Raw genomic sequence first — 18,347 nt, 5'->3', positions numbered from 1 at the left:
CGCGCACCCTGCCCGCATCCGATCCTCCCGGTAGCAGCATGTCGCAGAACACCTTCCGCACCGACGGCACCATCGACGCCTTCGACAATCGGTTCCCGGGCCGCGATTACGTCATCGAATTCATCGCCCCTGAGTTCACCAGCGTCTGCCCCATGACCGGGCAGCCCGATTTCGGCACCATCCGCGTCACCTACGTCCCCGACCAAAAGTGCATCGAGCTGCGCTCCTTCAAGTTCTACCTTCACGCCTTCCGCAACCGCGGCATCTTCTACGAGGACGTGGTCAACACCATCCTCGATGACATCGTCGCCGCCGTGCAGCCCCGGTCGGCCACCGTCACCGGCGAGTTCAATACCCGCGGAGGCATCTCGGCCCGTGTCACTGCTTCGTACCCGAACCGCCCAACCGACCCATGACAACCCTCATCCCGACCCCGCGGAGCCTCACGTACGCGGCTTTCGCTGGCCGCGGGAGGCCCGCGTGAACGTCAAACCGGACCCGGCCGGTTTCCCCCAGCGCCGCGCCTCGGACGTCTGCACCGTGACCGCCGCCCAGATGCGCGATGTTCAGCGCATCGCCCAGGAGGATTTCGGCCTCGATATCCTTCAGCTCACCGAAAATGCCGGCCGGAGCGCGGCCCAGCTGGCGTTCGCGATGCTCGGCGGACGCGGCAAAGGCCAGCGCGTCGTGGTCCTCGCGGGGGGCGGCAACAAGGGTGCCGCCGGGCTCGCTGCTATTCGCCATCTGGCCAACTGGGGCTGCCGCGTCGAGCCGGTCATCGGCGGCGTCGAAGAAGAGGTCTCCTTCACCGCCCGCCGCCAGATGCACATCCTCCGGCAGTCCGGCATCCTCCAGCCCGCTGACCTCGAATCCAGCGAGGTCACCCTCGAAGAGCAGCTCGCCGCTGCCGACCTCGTCATCGACGCGCTCGTCGGCTACGGCCTCGAAGGCCCGCCGGTGGGCGTTGCGGCTGCCGTCACCCGGCTCGCCATCGAATCGCGCCGACCGATCCTCGCCCTCGATATCCCCACCGGTGTCAATGCAACTACGGGCGAAGTCAGCTCGCCGGCCATCCGCGCTGTTACCACGCTGATGCTTGATTTGCCCAAGCGCGGCTGCCTCGAATCCCAGGCCCGCGGCATGGTTGGCGAGCTCTTCCTGGCCGATATCGGCATCCCCCTCAGTGTCCACCAGCGCCTGGGCCTGCCTGTCCGCGACATCTTCGCCGAGGGGCCGATCATTCGCCTCCGCCGTTAGCGCCATCCCCCGTGCGCTCGCGGCTTTGTCCGCCATCGGAGCCCGTGCTATAGTCACCGGCGGTCCTTAGGGACGAATTTCACAAACGGCCCCGACGTTGCTGTACGAATACGGACACATCGGCATCCTGGTCATCATCGCCCTCATCTTCCCGCTGGGCGCGGTGGTGACGTCGTGGGCGCTGCAGTACGTCCGCATCCGCCCGAAATTCCGCCCCGACCGTGTCCGCGATGACACCTACGAGTGCGGCCTGCGCACCGAAGGCCCCAGCCTCGTCCAGTTCAACTTCCGCTACTACTACATCGCGCTGCTCTTCGTTCTGCTCGATGTGGAAATCATCTTCCTCTTCCCGTGGGCCCTCGTCTTCGATCAGGTCGGCTGGGTGGGCTACGGGAAGGGCCTGCTCTTCATCGGCACCTTCGTCGTCGGCGGCATCTACGCCTGGCGCAAACGAGCCCTGGAGTGGCGCCTGTGACCCGCGAACTCTCCGGCCCCGAAGTCGCGCAGCTTGCTGAAGCGCTCGTCCCCGGCAGCGTCGACCGCACCACCCCCGGCGCCTGCTACCTCAGGCCCGAAAAGCTGGTCGAAACCCTGCACGCCCTGCGCGATGACCCCGAAGCGAACCTCGTCCACCTCACCAACCTCTGCGGCGTCGACTACTGGGACCACTTCGAGGTCGTCTACCACATCCAATCGTTCGAGAAGAACCACATCGCCTGCTTCAAGGTCGAAGCCTGGGACCGCGAAAAGCCGGAAGTCCCAAGCGTCACGCCGGTCTACCACGGCGCCTGGATGCAGGAGTGCGAAGCGTACGACCTCCTCGGCATCCGCTTCACCGGCCATCCGAACCTCTACCGGATCCTCCTCTGGGAGGGCTACCCCGGGTGGCCCCTGCGCAAGGACTTCCTCGCCATGCCCGGCGGCCTGCAGCCAGGCCTCGGGGAGTTTGCCGGCGTCGCTCGCCGGCAGGAGCCGCCCGTGAAGGTGATCGAATGACCGGCGTCGTCAAGTCCGAACCGTTCGTCATCAATATCGGACCCCAGCACCCGTCCACCCACGGTGTGTTTCGCATCAAGGCCACCGTCGATGGCGAGAAGGTCATCGATGCCGAGATGGTGATGGGCTACCTCCACCGCTCGATGGAGAAGCTCGCCGAAGAGCGCACCTACACCCAGAACATCCCCTTCACCGACCGCACCGACTACCTCAGCAGCATGTCGAACAACCTCGGCTACTGCCTTGCGGTCGAGAAGCTCGCCGGCATCGAGGTCCCTCCCCGGGGCAACGCCATCCGCGTCATCATGGCCGAGCTGCAGCGCCTCGCCAGCCACTGCATGGCGGTCGGTGCCTTCGCCAACGATACCGGCGCCTGGCAAACCCCCGTCATGTGGGCGTTCCGCGAGCGCGAAAAGATCCTCGATATCTTCGAGGTGACCTCCGGGGCGCGCCTGACCTGCAACTACATGCGCATTGGCGGTGTCGCCTTCGACCTGCGCCCACAGTTCGAACCGATGGTGCGCCGCATCCTCCGCGAGTTTCCGCCCTTCATCGATGAGATGGAGGGGCTCCTCTCGAATAACGAGATCTTCATCGCGCGCACCAAAGGCGTCGGGGTCCTTACGCCGGAGATGGCCACCAATGCCTCGCTCTCCGGCCCCATGCTCCGCGGCAGCGGCATCGCCTGGGACATTCGCAAAGCCGACCCGTACTGCGGCTACGAGCAGTACGACTTCGATATCCCCATCGGGTACAACGGCGATAGCTACGACCGCTTCATCGTCCGTCTCGAGGAGATGCGCCAGAGCCTGCGCATCATCGAGCAGGCGCTCGATGGCCTCCCCGGCGGCCCGTTCCGCACCGAAGTGCCCCTCGCGCTCCGGCCGCCGAAGGGCGAGGCGTACGCGCGCATCGAGAGCCCCCGCGGCGAGCTCGGCTACTACCTGGTGAGCGACGAGGGCCCCTCGCCATATCGCTTCCACATTCGCCCGCCCTCGTTCATCAACCTCTCGGCGCTGAAGGAGATGACCGTCGGCGGCACACTCGCCGACGCCATCGTCGTCCTCGGTTCGATCGATATCGTCGTGGGGGAGATCGACCGGTGAGCCTGCTCCTCTCGTCCGGCAACTGGTACGACCTGCGCGACCTCGGAAACCTGTCAGGCGCGCTGCTTGACGCGCTCGATGAGGTCGTCCCCTTCGGTGTCGTGTATGTGGTGGCGGCGCTAATCGGGTTCGTCGCCAGTTTCCTTCTCTTCGTCCTCCCCTCCCAGCTGTTCGTCGGCGTCTATGGCGAACGGCGCATCATCGGACGCATGCAGTCCCGCCTGGGCCCGAACCGCGTTGGCCCCTTCGGCCTGCTCCAGCCCATCGCTGACGCAATCAAGCTCATCCAGAAAGAAGCCCTGACCCCGACCGGCGCCGACCGCGCCGTGATGTACATCGCGCCCATCATCTTCGTGATGCCCGCGGTCCTCCTCTGGGCGGTCATCCCCTTCGGCGAGAACATGGTGATCGCCGATATCCCGGTCGGGTTGATGTACTTCCTGGCGGTTTCGGCGCTCCCGGTCATCGCGACCTTCATGGCCGGCTGGAGCGCGAACAACAAATACAGCCTGTTTGGCGCCATGCGCATCGTCTCCATGGCGATCAGCTACGAATCGCCGCTGGTGATTTCGCTGCTCGGGGCCGTCGTGATGACCGGCACCATCAGCCTCAGCGGCATGGTCCAGTGGGCCGATGAGTACACCATCTGGCTGGTGTTCGTTCAGCCCCTCGCGTTCGTTATTTACTTCATCTGCGTCAGCGCCGAGCTGAACCGCACCCCGGTCGACATCGCCGAAGCCGAATCGGAAATCGTTGCCGGCTACCTCACCGAGTACTCCGGCATGAAGTGGGGCCTCTTCTACGGCATGGATATCGGCTACGCGCTGGCGGCCTCGGCCTTCGCCGCCACCGTCTTCCTCGGCGGCTACACGTTCTTCGGCCTCGAGCAGTGGGTCCCGGGGTGGCTCCTGTTCATCGCCAAGGTCTATGCCATCTACTTCATCTTTATCTGGACGCGCGGCACCCTCCCGCGCCTGCGCGCCGACCAGCTGATGGCCTTCGCCTGGAAGTTCCTCCTGCCCCTCGGCGTCTTCAACCTGCTCGTGGTGACGACCGAGCGTATGGTCTGGGCGGAGCAGGATTACGCCGATGGTCTGATCTACCTGTTCGCAGTCGTCAACATCGCCGTCTCGGTCGCCCTCGCATATGCGTGGGCCCGCTTCAACGGCTACCGGCCTGAGCGCACGCCGACCCGGCCGCGGCTCGTGAAGCAGGCAGGCGGCTACATCCCCGTCGGAGACCAGCCCTGATGGACGGTTTCGGTCCGGCACTCGCTTTCTGGGTCCTCGCAGCCCTGACGCTCATTGCGGCGGGAGGCGTGATGGTCTCGCGCAACCTCCTGCACGCGGTGCTCTTTCTCGTCCTCACCTTCGTCGGCGTGGCAGGGTTCTTTGTCCTCCTCTCGGCCGATTTCATCGCCATGGCGCAGGTCATCATCTACGTAGGCGCTATCGCCGTGCTCGTCCTGTTCGCGGTGCTGCTCACCCCGCGGGCCGGCCGCGACAACGGCGAAACCCGCTGGGCCGCGCCCGGCATCCTGCTTTCGGTTTGCCTCGCCGCCATCTTCCTCTTCGTGATCCACGACACCGCCTGGAACACCAGCGCGGAGGCTCCCCAGGGCCTCGATGCCGCCGCACTCGGCCGGGCGCTCCTCACGACCTGGGTCGTGCCCTTCGAGATCGCCAGCGTGCTGCTCACGGCCGCCCTCGTTGGCGCCGTCATGCTGACTCGCAGCCCCGAAGAAGAAGCGGAGGACGCCCTCGCATGACCCCCGGCATCGAACACTTCCTGACCGTCGGCGCGCTCCTCTTCTGCCTTGGGCTCGCCATCGCCCTCAGCAAGCGCAATGCCGTTGGCGTCCTTATGGGTGTCGAGCTCATGCTCAACGCCGTCAACCTCACGCTCCTGACATTCTCGCGCTTCACGCCCGGCCCGAACCCTATCGCGGGCCACTCGTTCGTGGTCTTCGTGCTTACCGTGGCGGCTGCCGAGGCCGCCGTTGCCCTTGCCCTGGCTGTCGCCGTCTACCGCAACCGCGAGACCATCGACGTCGACCGCCTCAATCTCCTCAGGTCGTGACGCAGCATGTGGGTTGAATTCATGACGGTTCGTAACGCCTTCGCCGCCCAGACCTGGGCGGAGCTTTTCGCCGCCGAGGCCCTCTCTGTACGGATCATTCCGCCCATCGGCTACGGCGAAAAAGCTTCGCTCTTCGACGAGCGGACGCTCTACGTCCCAACCGGCAAGGCCCACGTCGCACGCGAAATCCTGAGGAAGATCTAGCCGATGCTGTTCCTCGCTGAGCCCGCCGCAGCCGGGACCCCAACCATCGACGAGGCCGTCCTCTGGGCGATCCTCATCTGTCCGCTTGTCGCCTGGGGGCTGATCGCGCTCTACCTCCGCCGCGTGCCGACCCTCGCCGGCTATGCCGCCATCCTCGGTATCGGCGCGGCCATGGTCCTCAGCTACATTACGCTCTTCAACGTGATCGACGCCGATGGCGGCGTCGCCGTCTACACCCACGAGTGGTTTACCGCCGGCGACCTCGTCGTGCCCATCGGCGTACGCGTCGATGGGCTCACCGCCGTGATGCTGGTGGTGGTCACCACCGTAGCCTTCCTCGTACAGGTCTACTCCACCGGCTACATGGCCGGCGACCCCGGCTACGGGCGCTACTTCGCCCACATGTGCCTGTTCACCACCTCGATGCTCGGGCTGGTGCTCGCCGACAACCTCTTCCAGATGTTCGTCTTCTGGGAGCTGGTCGGCCTCTGTTCCTACCTCCTGATCGGCTTCTGGTTCCACAAACCCAGCGCCGCCGCGGCAGCCAAGAAGGCGTTCATCGTGACCCGCATCGGCGACCTGGGCCTGCTGGCAGCGCTGCTGCTGGTGTGGACGCGCACCGGCACGTTCGATGTGACCGCCATCCAGGAGTGGGCCGCCTCGGGCGAAGCAAAGAGCACCATCGTCACCCTGTTCGCGCTCGGACTGTTCGCCGGGGCAGCCGGCAAGTCCGCCCAGTTCCCGCTCCACGTCTGGTTGCCAGACGCGATGGAAGGCCCGACCCCGGTCTCCGCGCTCATCCACGCCGCAACGATGGTTGCCGCCGGCGTCTACCTGGTCGCTCGGTTCTTCCCCGTGTTCGAAGCGTCGAGCGATGCCGCCACCGTGGTCGCCTGGATTGGCGCCGTCACCGCTCTCATCGCGGCGACCATCGCCCTCGTTCAGACCGACCTGAAGCGGGTCCTCGCCTACTCAACGGTCTCCCAGCTCGGCTACATGATGATGTCGCTGGGCGCCCTCGGGTATGTGGCTGCCATCTTCCACCTGTTCACCCACGCCTTCTTCAAGGCGCTCCTCTTCCTCGGCAGCGGCTCGGTCAACCACGCCACCAACACCTTCGACATGCGCAAGATGGGCGGCCTGCGCACGCACATGCCGGTGACCTACTGGACTTTCGTCATCGGCTCGCTCAGCCTTGCCGGCATCTTCCCGCTTGCCGGGTTCTGGTCGAAAGATGAAATCCTGCTGGATGCCTGGCGGCACGACCGGGCTCTGTGGGCCATCGGCGCCGCCGTCGCGTTCATGACCGCCTTCTACATGTTCCGGGCCATCTTTCTCACCTTCCACGGCACCTACAAGGGCGGCGAGCCGGTCGACCATCATGACCCCGACAATCACTTCCACGGCGACCCGGCCCACCCGCATGAATCCCCCTGGCCGATGAGGGCCCCGCTGCTCGTGCTGGCCATCCCATCGATTGCCGCCGGCTGGTTTGCCTACGACCACATGTTCAAGGACTTCATCGAGGCGGCGCTGCCCGAGGCCGGCCACCACGGCAGCACGTTCGAATGGGGCATCGCCATCTCCTCGACCATCATCGCCCTGGCCGGCATCGGGACCGCGTACGCCATCTACATTCGGCGCCTGGTGGACTCGGCATCCATCCGCGCCACCTTCGCGCCGTTCGCCCTCATCTTCGAACGGAAGTACTTCCTCGACGACCTCTACGAGACGGTCTTCGTCCGCAACATCTTCTATCGCGGCTGGTGCCGGCTGCTTGAGCAGCTCGACCGCTCGTTCGTTGATGGCATCGTCAACGGCGTCGGGCAGTTCGGACGCACGGCCAGCGACCGGCTCCGCGCGATCCAGGTCGGCGAGGTCCAGTCGTACGGCCTGGGCGTTGCTGCCGGCGTCATCGTCATCTTCGTTGCCGTCATCGTGGCGAACCCGCTCTAGGAGGAGACGGTGGAACTGAGCATCCTCATCTTCCTGCCTGCCGTCGCCGCTGGCCTCATCCTGCTCCTCCCGCAGCGGCTCGAGCAACACGCCCGGTGGGTGGCCCTCGCAGCCGCTCTGGCCATGCTCGCGCTCTCGCTCCAGGTCTTCTTCGCCTTCGACCGCGATGCGGGCGGCTACCAGTTCACGCAGCGCGCCACCTGGGTCGATATCGGGCAGTTCCGGCTGCAATACTTCGTCGGCGTTGACGGCCTCAGCCTCCCCCTCGTGGTGCTCACCACCTGCCTGACCGTCGCCTCCGTCCTCGTCTCGTTCAGCATCACGCACCGCCCCCGGGCCTACTTCGCCAGCCTCCTCCTCCTTGCCAGCTCGGTGGTCGGCGTGTTTGTCGCCCTCGATTTCATGCTCTTCTTCCTGTTCTGGGAGCTCGAACTCTTCCCGATGTACCTCCTCATCTCCATCTGGGGGTCGGGCCGGAAGGAGTATTCGGCCACCAAATTCGTGCTCTACACCATCGCTGGCTCGGCCTTCATGCTCATCGGCATCCTGGTCCTCGCCTTCGACGCCGGCACGTTCGATATCCAGCAGCTCGAGTCGGCGACCTTCCAGGACACGCTGCTCCCGCTCGGCTGGGTGTTCCTGTTCCTCTTCATCGGCTTCGCGGTCAAGCTTCCCATCGTCCCGCTCCACACCTGGTTGCCCGACGCCCATAGCGATGCGCCGACGGCGGTCTCCGTCATGCTGGCGGGCGTCCTCCTCAAGATGGGCGGCTACGGCATCATCCGGATGTGCGTCGGGCTGATGCCCGAGGTCGCCCATGATTGGGATGCCTGGCTCGCCGGGATCGGGGCCTTCTCGACCCTGTACGGCGGGTTCATCACCCTCCGACAGACCGACGTGAAGCGGCTCATCGCCTACTCCTCCGTCTCCCACATGGGCATCGTGCTGCTTGGCATCGGCGCCCTGGGCACAACCGGCCTGGTGGGGGCCACCTACCAGATGCTTGCCCACGGCCTCATCACCGGCCTCATGTTCGTGATGATTGGCCTCATGTACGAGCGCACCCACACCCGCGAAATCGCCCGCCTCGGCGGCCTCGCCCGACAGATGCCGCTCATCGCCACCGGCATGGTCTTCGCCGGCATGGCCTCGCTTGGGCTCCCGGCGCTGGCGGGCTTCATCGCTGAAGTGACGGTCTTCCTCGGCGCCTTCCAGCGCTTCGAATGGGCCGTGCTCGCCGCCATCTTCGGCGTCGTGCTCTCAGCCGGCTACATCCTCTGGATGCTCCAGCGCGTCATGTTCGGGCCCGTCCGCCACGAATGGGATGAACTGACCGACCAGCGCCACTGGTGGGAGCACACCGTCGTCGCCGGCCTCGCCGCTCTCGTCGTCCTCCTCGGGGTCTACCCGGCCCTCATGACTGACGTCATCGAACCGGCGATGACCACCCTCGTCGCAAGGTTGAACGCATGAACGGGATCGATGTCATTGGCCCCCAGCTCTCGGTCCTCATCGCCGCCGGCGTGGTCATCGTGGCCGATGCCCTGGTCCCATCCCAGCGCCGCGTCCTCCCGTTCCTCGCGCTCGCCGGCCTGGTCGTGTCCGCTCTCTGGACGACCTCGTGGGTCGGCCGCGGCGACTACCAGGAGGCCTTCGGCGGCACCATCGCGCTCGACCGGTACGCGGTGTTTTTCCAGTACGTCTTTGCCGGGGTCACCGCGACCGTCGTGCTCGCCTCCATCGACTGGGTGAACCGTGAGGGCCGCCGCCAGGGCGAGTACTACGCCCTTCTGCTGACCGTCTGCGGCGGCCTCATGTTCCTCGCCTCCGCCCGAGACCTGATCACGATTTTCATCGCGCTCGAGCTCTCCTCGATTCCCCAGTACATCCTCGCCGGCTGGGGCAAGGACCAGCGCTCCTCCGAGGCAGGCCTGAAGTACCTCCTCCTCGGCGCCGTGGCTTCGTCGCTCCTCCTCTACGGCATGGCGCTCCTCTACGGCGCCACCGGCTCCACGCTTCTCAGCGGCATCGCGGCCGCCATCGAGGCCAACGGCGAAAGCCAGCGAAGCCTGCTCGTGGTCGCCATGACGCTCCTCATCGCCGGCTTCGGCTTCAAGATGGCCGTGGTGCCCTTCCAGATGTGGGTCCCGGACGTGTACCAGGGCGCGCCCACTCCGGTCGCCGCCTTCCTCTCGGTGGGTTCGAAGGCCGCGGCCTTCGCGGTGGCCACCCGCGTCTTCTTCGAGGCCCTCGGCGCCGACTTCCTCCGCGAAGACTGGTCGATGATCTTCGCCGTCATCGCCGCTGTCTCGATGACGCTTGGCAACCTCATGGCGATCGTGCAAACCGACATCAAGCGCATGCTCGGCTACTCCTCGATCGCCCAGGCCGGCAACTTCCTCATCGGGCTGGCGGCGATCTCGGTCGCCGGCGAGGAGTTCACCCTCGGTGCCAGCGGCATTCTTCTCTTCGTGGCGGCCTACGCGTTCACCAACCTCGGCGCGTTCGTCGCCGTGATCGCCATCTCGCAGCGCATCGGCTCCGACCGAATCGCCGATTACGCCGGCATGTGGCGCCAGTCGCCTTTCCTCGCGCTCGGCCTCGCCTTCTGCCTCGTCTCGCTCACGGGTATCCCGCCGACCGTCGGGTTCTGGGCGAAGCTCTACATCTTCAACGCCGCGGTCCGTGCCGACCTCCTCTGGCTGGTGATCATTGGCGTCCTGAACAGCGTCATCTCGGCGTACTATTACCTCGGCGTGGTGAAGGCGATGTTCCTCGGCGATGCCGCCGGGCAGCCCCGCTTCCGCACCTCGCCATCCATCGCCGTCGCGCTCTCGGCTACGGCCCTCGGCGTGCTCGTCTTCGGCATCATCCCCATGCCGCTCATGTCGGCAGCCCGCGACGCTGTCGAAATCTTCGCCCGCTAGCCGTGGACCTTCCGTTCGATATCACCGTCGAGGTCGCCGTCGATACGAAGGACGTCGACGTCCACGCTCTCCGCGACCTCGCCGGCCGCGTCATGGCTGGCGAATCCGTCGAGCGTGGCACATCGCTCGCCATCCTCATCACCGGCGACGACGAGGTTCGCGAGCTGAACGCTCGCTTCCTCGGCATCGACGAGCCCACCGACGTCCTCTCCTTCCCGGACGAATCGGAAGAATTCGTCAACGCGCCCGGCCAGCCGCCCCACCTCGGCGATATCGCCATTTCGCTGCCGACAGCCATCCGGCAGGCTGAGGCGCTCGGGCACGGGCTCGATGCCGAGCTCGCCCACCTGCTCGTCCACGGCATCCTCCACCTCTGCGGCTACGACCACGTCGATAACCCGGAGGAGGAGGCCCGCATGCGCGCCCGAGAGGAGCACTACCTCGGCGACCTCCGCCACGTCCACCTCCACTAGGACTATCCGGTGCCCTGCTGGCACACCTGTTCTATACTCGGTTCACCCGCTTCGCAGGAACGCACGTGCTCTACGGTAAGTGGCGGCCAAAGGGATTCGCCGAGGTCGTCGGACAGGACCACATCGTTCGAACGCTGAAAAACGCCCTCGCAACCGGGCGGATCGCGCACGCCTACCTGTTCAGCGGCCCGCGCGGCACCGGAAAGACGACCACCGCCCGCATCCTCGCGCGCGCGGTGAACTGTAGCGCCCTCCAGAACGGCGAACCCTGCAACCAGTGCGAATCCTGCCGCGCCATCCTCAGCGGCTCCGCGCTCGACCTCATCGAAATGGACGCGGCAAGCAACCGCGGCATCGACGACGTCCGCGAGCTGCGCGAGAAAATTGCCTATGCCCCCTCCGGCCTGGCCCGCAAGGTCTACCTCCTCGATGAGGTCCACATGCTCACCGAGGGGGCCTTCAACGCCCTGCTCAAGACGCTCGAGGAGCCGCCGCCGCACGCCATCTTCATCCTCGCAACCACCGACCTCCACAAGGTCCCGGCCACCATCATCTCCCGCTGCCAGCGTTACGACTTCCACCGGGTGCCCAATGAGGCCATCGTCCGCCGGCTCGCCTTCATTTGCGAACAGGAGGGCTGCACCGTACCGCAAGAAGGCCTTCACGCCATCGCCGTCCAGTCGCGGGGCGGCCTCCGCGACGCGATCACCATCCTCGAGCAGGTCATCGCCCGCTACGGCAACGCGCCCACGGTCGACGACGTCCGGGCTGCCCTTGGGCAGGTCAGCGATGCCCGCGTTGGCGGCCTCGTCCGCGCCCTGCTCGAATCGCACCTCGCAGCGGCGCTCGATATCGCCCGCTCCGTCGCTGACGACGGCATCGATATCGCCCGCTTCACCCGCTCGGCGGTCGACCTCGTGCGGGACCTCCTCGCCGCCGTCCTCCGCGATAGCGCTGCATCGAACGACGACGAGCTCCTCGCCGTCGCACGCTCGCGCGCCGACGCCGTGCCGCTCCTCGCCTCGGCCCTGGCCGAGCTTGCGCGTGCCGACTTCCGCCTCGACCCGGCCAGCCCGGTCCCGCTGGAGGTCGCCTGCGCCTCCGTCATCCTCGGTCCGCCCCGCGCGGCGCTACCCGTCGCTGCGGCTCCCGCGGCTGTGCCGGGGCAAGCTTCCGAAGGCGGCAGGCGCCCGGCCCGGCAGCCGTCTCCCCCGCCCGCCGATCCCGGTCCCATGTCCCGCGAAGAGAAGTTCGCGCGCGAGCTGTACGAGCACTGCAAGATCATCAACCCGGCGCTCGCCATGTGGCTGAACGGCTCGTTCGATGTCCTTCAGATGGACGGCGATGAACTGGTGCTCGGCTTCCAGCGCAAGATGCCCATGGAGAAGGTCGATACCGCCTGCCGGCCCATGGTCGAGGAGCAGGCAGCGGCGATTCTCGGGCGTCCCGTGCGCCTGCGCGTCCAGCTGGTCGAAGCCACGAAGCAAGCGAACCGCGAACCCCGCCGCGGCCACCTCGCCGAGGCCGCGAAGAAAATGGGCGCACGCCCCATCGGAAAGGACTCCTGATGGCAAAGGGAAGTGGGAACAATCGCTATCTTCGCCGCGCCGGGGGCGGCCTTCCCGGGCGCAGCTCCCTGGGCGGCGGCAACCAGAACGCCCTCGCCCAGGCGCAGGAGCTGCTGGCGAAGGCGCAGGCCGAGCTCGCAGCAGCCACCGTTGAGGGCACCGCAGGGGGCGGCGCGGTCCGCGTCACCATGACCGGCGAGCAGAAAATCGTCGGGATCCGGCTCGAACCCGAGGTGGTCGACCCCGACGACGTGGAGATGCTCCAGGACCTCATCATGGCCGCCATCGCCGATGCCACCGAGCGCGCGACCGAACTCCAGCAGAAGTCCTTCGGCGCGATCACCGGCGGCCTCGGCCTCCCCGGGCTCGGCCTCGGCTGAACGCCATGCCCGAAACCACGGCCACGCCCGAGCCGATCCAGCGCCTCATCGAGGCGCTCCACCGGCTGCCCGGTGTCGGGCCGAAGTCCGCCCAGCGCCTCGCCTATCACCTGGTCCGCACCTCGCCGCAGGAGGCTGACGCCCTCGCCCGCGCCATCGTCGAAGCCCGAGAGCGAATCCGCTACTGCTCCCGCTGCCTCAACCTCACCGAAGCCGACCCCTGCGCGGTCTGCACCGACCCCCGCCGCGACCAATCGCTGGTCTGTGTCGTCGAGCAGCCCCTCGACGTGCTCGCAATTGAACGGTCTGGCATCTACCGCGGGCTCTACCACGTGCTCCACGGCATCCTGAACCCGATGGAGGGCATCGGGCCGGAGCACCTCCACCTTTCCGAGCTGCGGGCCCGGGTCGAAGCGGGGGGTGTGGCGGAAGTTATCATGGCCACCAACCCCAGCCTCGAGGGAGAGGCGACCGTGATGTATGTCCAGCGCCTCCTCTCACCCCTCGGCGTGCGCGTCACGCGCCTGGCGCGCGGCCTCCCCAGCGGTGCCGACCTCGAGTACGCCGATGCCGTCACGCTTGCGCGCGCCCTCGAGGGCCGCCAGGAGATCTGACCGATGCCGGGCCGTCCGCCCCGCACGCTCACGACCGAGGCCATCGTCCTCAGGCGGCGCTACCTCAACGACGCCGACGCCATCCTCACCCTGCTCGCGCCCGCCCACGGGCGCATCGAGGCCGTTGTGAAGGGTGTCCGCAAGCCCCAGTCCAAGATGCGCGGGCACGTCGAACCGGTCACCCGCAGCCGGTTCCTCCTCGCCCACGGCCAGTCCCTCGAGGTCGTCACCCAGGCGGAAACCCTCGAGCCGTTCCTCGACCTCAAGGCCAGCCTCGACCACCTCGCGGCAGCGCTCTACCTCTGCGAAGTCGCCGAGCGGGTCATTGTGCCCGGGACGCCCCACCCCGAGCTGTACCGCCTGCTCCTCCGCGCGCTGCACGCCCTCGATGCCGGTGAAGCGCCGGCACTCATCGTTCGCTGGGTCGAGCTGCACGTTCTTGCTGTATCGGGCTTCGAACTTCAGCTCGCCGACTGCGCCTCCTGTGGTGCCGACCTGCCCGAGGAGGACGGCTTCTATGCTCCCGCCGCCGGAGGCCTCCTGTGCCGCCAGTGCCGAATTGACGCGAGCGGCCGCATCGTCTCCCTGCGCACGCAAAAGGTGCTTCGGTTCGCGCGGCGCGCCCCGATCGACGAGTTCGCCGCCCTCCGCGCCGACCCGGCCACCCTCGATACCTGCGCGGCGGTCCTTGCCGATGCCCTGCACGCTGCCTTCGATATCGCCCCGCGCTCCCGCGGGTTCCTCGAAGCCCTGTCCTCACCGCCGGCATGAATCCAACGGCCCGGGCGGCAGCGTGTACAATCAGGAACACGTTCCGAACCTGCCAACCTTCGCCACGGGAAGCGAGACGCCATGCCCCTTTACGAGTACTACTGCGAACCCTGCAACGGCATCTTCGAAGAGCTGCGCCCCATGCGCGAAGCGTCCGAGCCGGTCCCCTGCCCGGTCTGCTACAAGGATGCCCGCCGCATCATGCCGACCTCCTTCGCGGCCTTCACCTTCCGCGACGGCTACCCCCGGCGCATCCCCGATGACGGCAAGTACTGGCACCTCGGCAAGAAGGTCAATCGCCTGGTGACAAGCGCCCGCCCGAACGAGCACCCCGAGGTCAACAAGCCGCAGCCCAAGCGCCGTAAGACCAAGGGCGAAAAAGAAGAGCTGCGCGACATGAAAGAGCTCGCCGCAAAACACGAGCTCGTCGACCTCTACGGCAACGAAATCAAGCCCGAGGAAGTCACGCAGGTTGTCGAACAGGGGCGGGTCGTCCGCAAAGGCACCCCGCGGGGACTCTAGGAGCCGCTGCGTGGCGGCCTAGCTCTGCCGGGTGAGCACGTACTCGGACAGGTCGATAAGGCAGCGCTTGGCCTCCGACTCGGGCAGGAACGCGATCGCTTCCTGTGCCCGGCGGATGTAGTCGCGCGCCATCGCCATCGAGTCTTCGATGCACTCCGAATTCCGCACCGCCTCGAGCGCCTCCCGCAGGCGGGCCTCCCGGTCGCGCCGGGCAAGGATGAAGCGCCGGATGGGGTTGTCTTTCGGGTAGCGCTCGAGAAAGAGCAGCCCGGGCAGCGTGATGGTCCCCTCGAGCAGGTCGCTCCCCACCGGCTTGCCCAGCAACGCCTCGTCGCCGATGTAGTCCAGCACATCATCGACGATCTGGAACGCCATGCCGAAGCTGTAGCCGTAGGTGCGCAGCGCCTCGATGGTTCGCTCGTCGCAGTTACCCAGCATGGCTCCGCCTTCGGTGGCGTTGGCGAACAGCGCCGCCGTCTTGCCGCCGATGCGCCACAGGTAGTGCTGAACATCCTTGCCGGCATCGAACGCGGCCGCGTCTTGGTCCAGCTCGCCGCTCGTCATCTTCATGAGCGCCAGGGCGAACAGCCGCGTGACCGCCAGGCTCCCCGTGCGCGTCACCATTTCCGCCGCGTTGGCGAACATGTAGTCACCCAGCAGGACGGTGAGGGCGTTATCGAAGACGGCGTTCGCGGTCGGGCGGCCGCGCCGGCTGGTCGCCCCGTCGACGACGTCGTCGTGCACCAGGCTCGCGGTGTGGAGCAGCTCGATGGCGGCGCCGAGCGGGACCAGCCGGTTCAGGTTGTAGTCGCCGAGGTGGCCTGCCAGCAGCACCAGTGCCGGCCGCAGTCGCTTGCCGCGCGCCTCCAGCGCGTGGTCCAGCATGCGCTTGAGCGGCGGCAGGTCCACGTTCTTGGTCGATTCCAGCAGGTCCTCGACGAGGACCATGTCCTCCGCCACCGGGCCGTACAGCGACGTCACCTGCACACTCGTCATCGACTCCCCGCCTCAATCGGCCGCGGCAGCCGAAACAGCCGCCGTGCGTTCTCGGATGTCAGCTCCGCCAATTCGTCGAAGGTGATGCCGCGGCAACTCGCGACCGTGCGGGCGGTGTCCACGATGAGCGCCGGTTCGTTCCGTTTCCCGCGCATCCCCTGAGGAGGAAGGTACGGGCTGTCCGTTTCGATCACAAGTGAGCGCGCTGGCAACCCGGCCGCGAGCCGCCGCGCCACATCGTTCTTCGGATAGGTCACCGGGCCGGCAATCGATACGGCGAAGCCGAGCTCGACATACCGCAGCGCCTGCTCCAGTGTGCCGCCGAAGCAGTGCATCACCCCGGGACATGCGATTCCCGCCGCCCGGGCCCGCCGGGCGAATGCTGCGAGCGGCTCGTGGATCGCGTCCTCCGCCCCGCGCGAATGCACCGAAACCGGCAGGCCCGCCTGCAGCGCCAGTTCCAGCTGCCCTTCGAGCAGCCGAAGCTGTGCCTCAGGCCGTGCCCAGTCACGGTAGAAATCCAGCCCGAGCTCGCCGATGGCCACCACCTGCCCTGCGCGTGCCAGCGCCGCCAGCTCCTCGAGCTCTTCCGCACCCACGCTGTTGGCTTCGTGCGGGTGAATCCCCACTGCAGCAAAGATGCTGCCCGGGCGCCGCTGCGCCAGCTCCACCGCCGCCCGGCTCGAGGGGAGGTCGTACCCGGGCACCACCACCATCCCGATGCCAGCCGCCTCCGCCCGGGCCATTACCACATCGAAGTCCGCAATGATCTTCGGGTCCTGGAGGTGGGCGTGCGTATCGATGAGCACCGGCGTCACGTCCCTGCCGCGTCCCGCGCTTCGATCTTCGTGTAGAGCGGCCGCGGCTGCCCGAGCTTCGTGCCCGCCGGGACCGCCCGGAACTGCCAGCCGGCATCCCGCAGCGTGCCGCCCAGGCCCAGGTCCTGGTGCAGCCGCTCGGTCGAAAACGGCAGGACCGGGTGCAGGAGCGTCTTGAGGGCGTTGATCGCGTTCAGCGCCGTCGCGAGCGTCTCCGCGGCATGCTCGCGGTCGTCCTTCACCGCCTTCCACGGCGCGCGTTCGTCCAGGTACTTGTTCGCCGATTGGGCCAGCTGGAGCGCCAGCTGGAGCGCCCCGCGGAAGTGGCACCGCTCGAACTCGCCGCCAACCGCGTCGAACATCGCTTCCGCTTCTGCCGTCAGCGCGGCGCTCTCCGGCGATAGGCCGGCGAGTGCCGGCACCTCGCCCGCGAAGTTGCGGTGCAGCATGGAAATCACGCGGTTCGCAAGGTTGCCCCAGGTCGCGATGAGCACATCGTTGTTGGCCCGGATGAGCTCATCCTCGCTGAACACGCTGTCGTTCGTCTCCGGCATGATCTGCGTGAGGTAGAACCGAATGACGTCGGCGTCATACGTATCCAGCAGGTCGAGCATCCAGGTGCCCGTGCCCTTCGACTTGCTCTGCTTCTGTCCGGCCGAAAAGTTGACGTACTGGTTGGCCGGGACGTCGTACGGGAGGTTGAGTCCGCCGTAGCCGAGCAGCATGGCCGGCCAGATGATCGTGTGGAAGGGGATGTTGTCCTTCCCGATGAAGTAGTACGACCGCGTTTCCGGGTCTTCCCAGAACCGGCGCCACGCGTCCGGCTCACCGTGCGCAGCCGCCCACTCCTTGCTCGCCGAGAGGTAGCCGATGACCGCGTCGAACCAGACATAAATGCGCTTGTCCTCGTACCCCTCGATCGGGACCGGCACGCCCCATGAGATGTCGCGCGTGATGGCGCGGTCCTTGAGGCCCTCGTTGAGCATGCCCAGCGTGAAGTTCTGGACATTCCGGCGCCAGTGGCCCTGCTTCGATGCCCACTCGCGCAGGGGCGCTTCGAACGCCGAGAGCTTCAGGAAGAAGTGCTCCGACGGCCGCAGCACGGGCCGCGCGCCGCTCAGCTTGCTCCGGGCGTCCTTCAGCTCGGTTGCGTCGAGCGTCTTGCCGCAGTTGTCGCACTGGTCGCCCCGGGCCTCGGTGTAGCCGCAGTACGGACAGATGCCCTCCACATACCGGTCGGGCAGGAAGCGCTCCACCTCGGGGTCGTAGAGGTACTCCTCGGTCCGCTGGTAGAGGTATCCCTTCTCCAGCAGGCGGAGGAACACATCCTGCGTGACGGCGTAGTGGTTCTCCGTCAGCGTCGAGGTGTACAGGTCGAACGAAATGCCGAATCGCTGCCACACCTCGAGGATTTTCGGGTGGTAGCGGTCAACCACTTCGCGCGGGGTGATGCCCTCCCGGTCGGCGGTCACCGTAATCGGCGTCCCGTGGCAATCCGACCCCGAGACCATCAACACTTCGTTCCCTTTGAGGCGGTGGTAGCGGGCGAAGATATCCGCCGGGAGGTACGCCCCGGCCGCCTGCCCGACGTGCAGGAGGTAGTTCGCGTAGGGCCACGCTACGCAGACGAGGATGCGGTCAGCCACGGGTCACCCGGGAAGCGAAAACTGTTCCAATGCT

General features: G+C 66.9%; 21 protein-coding genes. 18 read left to right on the top strand and 3 right to left on the bottom strand.

The genetic code is table 11. The annotated features are described in order from the left end of the window. Positions 1 to 38: 38 nt before the first annotated feature. The 18 genes from queF to VAE46_RS00330 all read left to right on the top strand — a co-directional run bounded on the left by queF (position 39) and on the right by VAE46_RS00330 (position 14,853). Entirely contained in the window at positions 39 to 416 is a 378-nt protein-coding gene (queF, locus tag VAE46_RS00415) for a preQ(1) synthase (protein WP_322794922.1), read from the top strand. A 64-nt stretch (positions 417 to 480) separates the two neighbouring features. Beyond that, a complete protein-coding gene (locus tag VAE46_RS00410) occupies positions 481 to 1,257 on the top strand; it encodes an NAD(P)H-hydrate epimerase (protein ID WP_322794921.1) in 777 nt (258 codons plus the stop codon). Positions 1,258 to 1,354: 97 nt separating this feature from the next. Then, entirely contained in the window at positions 1,355 to 1,732 is a 378-nt protein-coding gene (locus tag VAE46_RS00405; protein WP_322794920.1) for an NADH-quinone oxidoreductase subunit A, read from the top strand. Further along, on the top strand, positions 1,729 to 2,253 hold the full coding sequence (locus tag VAE46_RS00400; RefSeq protein ID WP_322794919.1) for an NADH-quinone oxidoreductase subunit C: 525 nt from the start codon (positions 1,729 to 1,731) through the stop codon (positions 2,251 to 2,253). Before VAE46_RS00405 ends, VAE46_RS00400 begins: the two co-directional genes overlap by 4 nt. Then, positions 2,250 to 3,359, top strand: a complete 1,110-nt coding sequence (locus VAE46_RS00395) for an NADH-quinone oxidoreductase subunit D (protein ID WP_322794918.1) — start codon at positions 2,250 to 2,252, stop codon at positions 3,357 to 3,359. The genes VAE46_RS00400 and VAE46_RS00395 overlap by 4 nt, the downstream gene beginning before the upstream one ends. After that, positions 3,356 to 4,609 carry an NADH-quinone oxidoreductase subunit NuoH gene (gene nuoH, locus VAE46_RS00390; protein ID WP_322794917.1) on the top strand — a complete coding sequence of 418 codons (1,254 nt, stop codon included), beginning with the start codon at positions 3,356 to 3,358 and terminating at the stop codon, positions 4,607 to 4,609. The genes VAE46_RS00395 and nuoH overlap by 4 nt, the downstream gene beginning before the upstream one ends. After that, the gene (locus VAE46_RS00385; RefSeq protein ID WP_322794916.1) at positions 4,609 to 5,127 is read left to right on the top strand and encodes an NADH-quinone oxidoreductase subunit J; all 519 of its coding nucleotides are present in this window, start codon (positions 4,609 to 4,611) and stop codon (positions 5,125 to 5,127) included. Before nuoH ends, VAE46_RS00385 begins: the two co-directional genes overlap by 1 nt. Continuing rightward, a complete protein-coding gene (gene nuoK / locus VAE46_RS00380; protein WP_322794915.1) occupies positions 5,124 to 5,438 on the top strand; it encodes an NADH-quinone oxidoreductase subunit NuoK in 315 nt (104 codons plus the stop codon). Before VAE46_RS00385 ends, nuoK begins: the two co-directional genes overlap by 4 nt. Before the next feature lie 21 nt (positions 5,439 to 5,459). Beyond that, positions 5,460 to 5,642 carry a hypothetical protein gene (locus VAE46_RS00375; RefSeq protein WP_322794914.1) on the top strand — a complete coding sequence of 61 codons (183 nt, stop codon included), beginning with the start codon at positions 5,460 to 5,462 and terminating at the stop codon, positions 5,640 to 5,642. A gap of 3 nt (positions 5,643 to 5,645) precedes the next feature. After that, a complete protein-coding gene (gene nuoL / locus VAE46_RS00370; protein ID WP_322794913.1) occupies positions 5,646 to 7,598 on the top strand; it encodes an NADH-quinone oxidoreductase subunit L in 1,953 nt (650 codons plus the stop codon). Positions 7,599 to 7,607: 9 nt separating this feature from the next. Further along, a complete protein-coding gene (locus VAE46_RS00365; RefSeq protein WP_322794912.1) occupies positions 7,608 to 9,071 on the top strand; it encodes an NADH-quinone oxidoreductase subunit M in 1,464 nt (487 codons plus the stop codon). Then, positions 9,068 to 10,525, top strand: coding sequence for an NADH-quinone oxidoreductase subunit N (locus VAE46_RS00360; protein WP_322794911.1), 1,458 nt, complete (start codon positions 9,068 to 9,070; stop codon positions 10,523 to 10,525). Before VAE46_RS00365 ends, VAE46_RS00360 begins: the two co-directional genes overlap by 4 nt. A 2-nt stretch (positions 10,526 to 10,527) precedes the next feature. Further along, complete coding sequence (ybeY, locus tag VAE46_RS00355) at positions 10,528 to 10,998, top strand: rRNA maturation RNase YbeY (RefSeq protein ID WP_322794910.1); 471 nt, start codon at positions 10,528 to 10,530, stop codon at positions 10,996 to 10,998. 65 nt (positions 10,999 to 11,063) lie between these two features. Continuing rightward, positions 11,064 to 12,566, top strand: a complete 1,503-nt coding sequence (gene dnaX, locus VAE46_RS00350; RefSeq protein ID WP_322794909.1) for a DNA polymerase III subunit gamma/tau — start codon at positions 11,064 to 11,066, stop codon at positions 12,564 to 12,566. Then, positions 12,566 to 12,946: a YbaB/EbfC family nucleoid-associated protein gene (locus tag VAE46_RS00345; RefSeq protein ID WP_322794908.1), complete on the top strand. Its 381-nt coding sequence runs from the start codon at positions 12,566 to 12,568 to the stop codon at positions 12,944 to 12,946. Before dnaX ends, VAE46_RS00345 begins: the two co-directional genes overlap by 1 nt. Before the next feature lie 5 nt (positions 12,947 to 12,951). Continuing rightward, positions 12,952 to 13,560, top strand: a complete 609-nt coding sequence (recR, locus tag VAE46_RS00340) for a recombination mediator RecR (protein ID WP_322794907.1) — start codon at positions 12,952 to 12,954, stop codon at positions 13,558 to 13,560. Positions 13,561 to 13,563: 3 nt separating this feature from the next. Beyond that, entirely contained in the window at positions 13,564 to 14,331 is a 768-nt protein-coding gene (gene recO / locus VAE46_RS00335; RefSeq protein WP_322794906.1) for a DNA repair protein RecO, read from the top strand. Between the two features lie 81 nt (positions 14,332 to 14,412). Then, positions 14,413 to 14,853 (top strand): zinc ribbon domain-containing protein, encoded by a 441-nt coding sequence (locus VAE46_RS00330; RefSeq protein WP_322794905.1) that lies wholly within the window; start codon positions 14,413 to 14,415, stop codon positions 14,851 to 14,853. An 18-nt stretch (positions 14,854 to 14,871) separates the two neighbouring features. Here VAE46_RS00330 and VAE46_RS00325 read toward each other — a convergent pair whose 3' ends face one another. Genes VAE46_RS00325 through metG form a run of 3 tightly spaced genes read right to left on the bottom strand, consistent with a single transcriptional unit; the run spans position 14,872 to position 18,313 of the window. Then, positions 14,872 to 15,849 carry a polyprenyl synthetase family protein gene (locus tag VAE46_RS00325; protein WP_322794904.1) on the bottom strand — a complete coding sequence of 326 codons (978 nt, stop codon included), beginning with the start codon at positions 15,847 to 15,849 and terminating at the stop codon, positions 14,872 to 14,874. Then, a complete protein-coding gene (locus VAE46_RS00320; protein WP_322794903.1) occupies positions 15,846 to 16,667 on the bottom strand; it encodes a TatD family hydrolase in 822 nt (273 codons plus the stop codon). The genes VAE46_RS00325 and VAE46_RS00320 overlap by 4 nt, the downstream gene beginning before the upstream one ends. Then, entirely contained in the window at positions 16,664 to 18,313 is a 1,650-nt protein-coding gene (gene metG / locus VAE46_RS00315) for a methionine--tRNA ligase (protein WP_322794902.1), read from the bottom strand. The genes VAE46_RS00320 and metG overlap by 4 nt, the downstream gene beginning before the upstream one ends. Positions 18,314 to 18,347 lie beyond the last annotated feature (34 nt).

The organism is Tepidiforma sp. (assembly GCF_034433535.1).
Taxonomy (GTDB): domain Bacteria; phylum Chloroflexota; class Dehalococcoidia; order Tepidiformales; family Tepidiformaceae; genus Tepidiforma.
Note: the sequence above shows the minus strand (reverse complement) of the source record. Positions and strands in the feature narration are given on the sequence as shown.